This window comes from Streptomyces hainanensis (genome assembly GCF_004348415.1).
Lineage (GTDB): Bacteria > Actinomycetota > Actinomycetes > Streptomycetales > Streptomycetaceae > Streptomyces > Streptomyces hainanensis.
The window spans coordinates 1-4451 of sequence record NZ_SMKI01000566.1 but is presented as its reverse complement, the minus strand read 5'-3'; the positions used below and the strand labels follow the sequence as shown (position 1 = coordinate 4451).

At 72.8% G+C, this 4451-nt stretch carries 2 protein-coding genes and 1 pseudogene; all 3 read left to right on the top strand.

Annotated features, from left to right (window positions below):
- A pseudogene (locus E1283_RS32575) lies at nucleotides 1-705 on the top strand (hypothetical protein); the annotation flags it as partial.
- Nucleotides 702-1490: a nickel/cobalt transporter gene (locus E1283_RS32570; protein ID WP_132821765.1), complete on the top strand. Its 789-nt coding sequence runs from the start codon at nucleotides 702-704 to the stop codon at nucleotides 1488-1490. The pseudogene E1283_RS32575 and the gene E1283_RS32570, both read left to right, overlap by 4 nt.
- A gap of 117 nt (nucleotides 1491-1607) precedes the next feature.
- Nucleotides 1608-4451, top strand: a 2844-nt coding sequence (locus E1283_RS37680) for a hypothetical protein (RefSeq protein WP_165956329.1), incomplete at its 3' end; no start/stop codon positions are given.

The window sequence follows — 4451 nt, the reverse complement described above, 5'->3', positions numbered from 1 at the left end:
CTCCAGGAGAACGACGACACCGTGACCCTCCACCCCACCCGACGCATCCGCCGGCCGGCGGCGCTCGCCGCCTGCGCCGCGGCCCTGCTGTGGGCCGCCGCGGGACCGGCCCCGACCGCCGCCGCCCATCCGTTCGGCCCGCCCTCCACCGCCACCATCAGCACGGACGGGCCGCTGGCGACCCTCACCTGGCACGCCGCCGAGGACGACTGGGTGGCGCTCGGCGAGGCCGTCGGCGCCTTCGAGGACCCCGCGCTCGACGCGGTCTCGACCGAGCTGACCGGCGAGCAGAAGCTCCAACGCTCCCCCGAGCTGCGGGCCTACCTGCTCGACCGGATCCACGTCGCCCAGGGCGGCGCCCGGTGCGCCGGCGAGGTGGCCTCGCTCGACGACCTGCTCACCGACGGGGCCGTGTTGGAGTACCGGTGCCCCCGGGACATCGAGGAAGTGGACGTCACGGTGGGCGCGTTGAGCGACCTCAACGAGGCGTACCGGACGATGCTCACCGCCGAGTCGGGCGGCAGCCCCGGCCAGACCCTGCTCACCGCCACGGACACCACCCAGCGGGTGGCCTTCGCCCGGCACCCGGGTGGCGCCCTCGGCAACCCAGCGGCCCTCGGCGTCGCCGGCTGCGCGCTCGCCATCGTGGCCGGCGCCGTCGGCTACGCCGCGGTCGTCAGACGGAGACGGGTGGCGGCGGCATGAGCGACGTCAACGGTCTGGACGGCCGGCTGGTCGCGCTCTTCGACAGCGGCGCCGTCTTCTGGCTGGCGGCCGTCGTGGCGCTGGGCGTGGGCGCCGCCCACGCGGTGGCGCCCGGGCACGGCAAGAGCGTCACCGCCGCCTACCTGGTCGGCGTGCGCGGCCGCTACCGCGACGCGCTGCGGCTCGGCCTGATCGTGGCGACCATGCACACCGTGTCCGTGCTGCTGCTGGCCAGCGCCTGGGTGGGGGTGACCGGCTCGGGCGGCTTCGCCACCGAGACCGTCACCGCCTGGATGCAGGTCGCCGCCGGCCTCGTCGTCATCGCCGTCGGCGCGCACCTCGTCCACCGCCAACTGCGCGCCCGCCGCGACCGGCACGACCACGGGCACGGTCACGGTCACGGTCACCACGATCACGACCACGGGCATCACCACCACCACGACGAGGTGGCCTCCCCCTGGTCGCGCCGCGGCCTCACCGCCCTCGCCGTCTCCGGTGGTCTGCTCCCCTCCCCCTCGGCGTTCCTGGTGCTGGTGAGCGGCATGTTGACGGGCCGTTCGGTGAACGCCGTCCTCCTCGTGCTGATGTTCGGCGTCGGCATGGCCGTCACCCTGACCGGCGTCGGCGTCCTGACCGTCCGCGGTCGGGCCCTGCTCGCCGGCCGGATCCGCGGCGCCCGCCTCGCCGCGGCCGTCGCGAGCTGGACCCCGACCGTGGCCGGCGCGGCGGTGGCCGCCGGCGGCTGCCTCTACCTCGTCGCCGCGGTCACCACCCTCGCCGCGTAACGCGTAACGCGTAACGCGTAACGCGGGTCGCGGTTTCGATTCCGATCGATTCTGTTCGTCTACGCGCGAGGGTGGTCCCGGAACGACCGGGCCGCCCCTAGCGTGATCCGCGTCGCGTTGACGACCGGAATCGAGGCTTCGATGCTGATGCTCCGCGCTCTCAGACGTACGGCCCTGACGTTCCCCCTCCTCGTCGCCCTGCTGGCGTCCTGGCTGACCGCCCCGCAGCCCGCCACCGCCACGACCGCGACCGCCACGACCGCCACCGACACCGCCCCGATCGAGCGCGCGTTCACCATCGACGGCGACGCGATCAACCGGAACCCCGCCGACCTGTTCCGCGGCTTCGGCGCCGTCTCCTGCAACAACACCTCCCGGCTCCTCCTCGACTACAAGGAGGAACACCCGGACCGCTACTGGGAGTTGATGAACCACCTGTTCGACCCCGAGACCGGGATGGGACTCACCGAGGTCAAGGTCGAGCTCGGCTCCGACGCCAACACCTCGTCCGGCACCGAGCCCGCCTCGATGCGGGCGGCCGACGAGGAGGCCGACGTACGCGCCGGCGCCGGCTGGCACTTCGCCGCCGACGCCAAGTCGATCAACCCCGACATCGAGGTCAGCCTGCTGCGCTGGGCGGACCCCCGGTGGGTGGAGGACGCCGCCGAGGACGGCCTGGCGGCCGGCATCGAGGCCCGCTACACCTGGTACAAGCGGACCATCGACGCCGTCCACGACACCTTCGGCATCACCGTCGACTGGATCGGCATCGGCAAGAACGAGGACTACGACCGTGCCGACGTGCTGCCGTTCCTCGACTACCTGGAACGCCGCCTCGCCGAGGACTCGCGCCCCGAGCGCGAGCCGCGCTACGACTACGCCTCCACGATCCGGCTCGTCGGCGCCGACGAGATCAAGGGCCGCGGCTTCGCGAACGACCTGGTGCACCTGCTGACCGCGGACGAGGTCGCCGCGATCGAACCACTCGACGCGCCCGTCCCGATCGACGCCGACGACGCCGATCCCGCACATCCCGTCGACGCCGACGGCGTCTACACGAACGTCGCCCACGACATCACCCACGTCGGCTCGTACGACGGCGCCAAGGTCTACCGCGTCGTCCTCCCCGGCCGCGAGTACGACGGCTGGACCCGCTCCGACGGCACCGTCCACCCGCCGGCCGAGGGCGACTCGGCCACCTACCACTACACCGTCGGCGACCCGGACGAGCCGACCACCGGCACCGACGGCGCCCCGCTCGACCCGGCCGAGCTGCTGACCGCCGTCGACGCCGTCTCGATCCACTACACCTCGCAGGCCGACCGCGCGATCCGGATCCTCAACACCGTGTACGCGAAGGAGTTCTGGTACTCCGAGGGCATCGCCCCCACCTCCATGGCGCGCAACCGCGTCAACCTGGCGGGCGACGGCGGCCTCACCGGGCCGCAGGGCACGCTCGACATCGCCAACCGGGTCATCTTCGGCTACCACAACGCCGGCCGGAACGACGCGGGCGCCGGCCCGCTGCCGTCCGACTCCAGCCAGACCCGCCACCTCTTCCAGCCCGCGATCAGCGCCTTCTACCAGAACGGCACCTACAGCGCGAAGCAGCTGATCGGCGCCCACGACCCGTGGTCGGGCTGGTACGAACTCGACAGCGGCGTGCAGCTGGTGCGGCACTTCACGGCCTTCGCCGAGACCGACCCCGACCGCGCCTGGCAGTACGTCGACGGCGGCGCCTCGTACGGCACCGGCTGGTCGGCGGGCGACGGCATCGCGGACGGCGACGCCAGCTGGCTCACCCTGGCCGACCCGCGCCGGACCGACTTCTCCACCGTCCTCACCAACGACACCGCCGACCCGGTCTCCGTCACCGTGACCGTCCGCGACATGGGCCGGGCCCAGCAGCGGCCCCTCACCCGGTACGAGACCCGCGGCCCGGACGCCGGCGACACCTACGACGCCAACTGGTTCCAGAACACCGGACGCGTCCCCACCAGGTCCACCGGCGACGGCGGCCGCACCTTCACCGTCACCCTCCCACCCCACTCGATCTCCACCGTCACCACGCTCCGCGGCGTCCCCTCGTACCGGCCCGGCTCCTCCGAGCCCCACCCCCGCACGGTCCTCGACATCGGCCGCCCCGGCGGCGTCCTCTACCGCGACGACTTCGAGTACGCCGACTACCCAGGCGACTACGTGGCACGCCGCGGCGGCAGCCCGCGCTACGCCACCGACATGGGCGGCGCGTTCGAGGTCGAGACGACCGGCGACGGCCCGGGCGAGGGCAACCACCTCCAGCAGAACATCCCCTACTGGAACAAGCCGGGCCTGTGGCGGTACGGCGGCAACTCCTACCCGCACACCCTGATCGGCGACGACCACTGGACCAACTACTCCACGTCCCTGGACTTCTCCTTCGACCTGACCCCCTTCGACCCGGCACGGAGGGTCGACTCCGACCCCGACGCGTACTACGAGAACTACGTGGCGCTCGGCGGCCGCAACTCCCGCGGCAGCGGCGGCGACACCCACGACGGCATCACCTTCGCCGTCCAACCCGACGGCACCTGGGGCCTGTTGAAGCGCGGCAACGTCACCGCCTTCCCGACCGGCAACGCCCGCGGCACACTCCTCAGCGGCACCCTCCCCGACCTCGACCCGACGGCGCCCCACACCATCCGCCTCGACCTGCGCGGCGACCACTACACCGGCTACCTCGACGGCGAACAGGTCTTCTCCTACACCGACCCCGCCGCCGACACCGTCGCGGGGCGGGTCGTGATCTCCAGCGGCTTCTACCAGAACCGCTTCGACAACCTGGAGGTCCGCGCGATCCCCGGCGAGGAGAAGACCGGCTTCGACGCGGCGGGCGACTGGCTCGCGGACGGCCTCACCGACTTCCGGCTCGTCGCCTCGGTGACCGGGCTCGTGGTCACCGTGCCGGACGACGAGACGCCG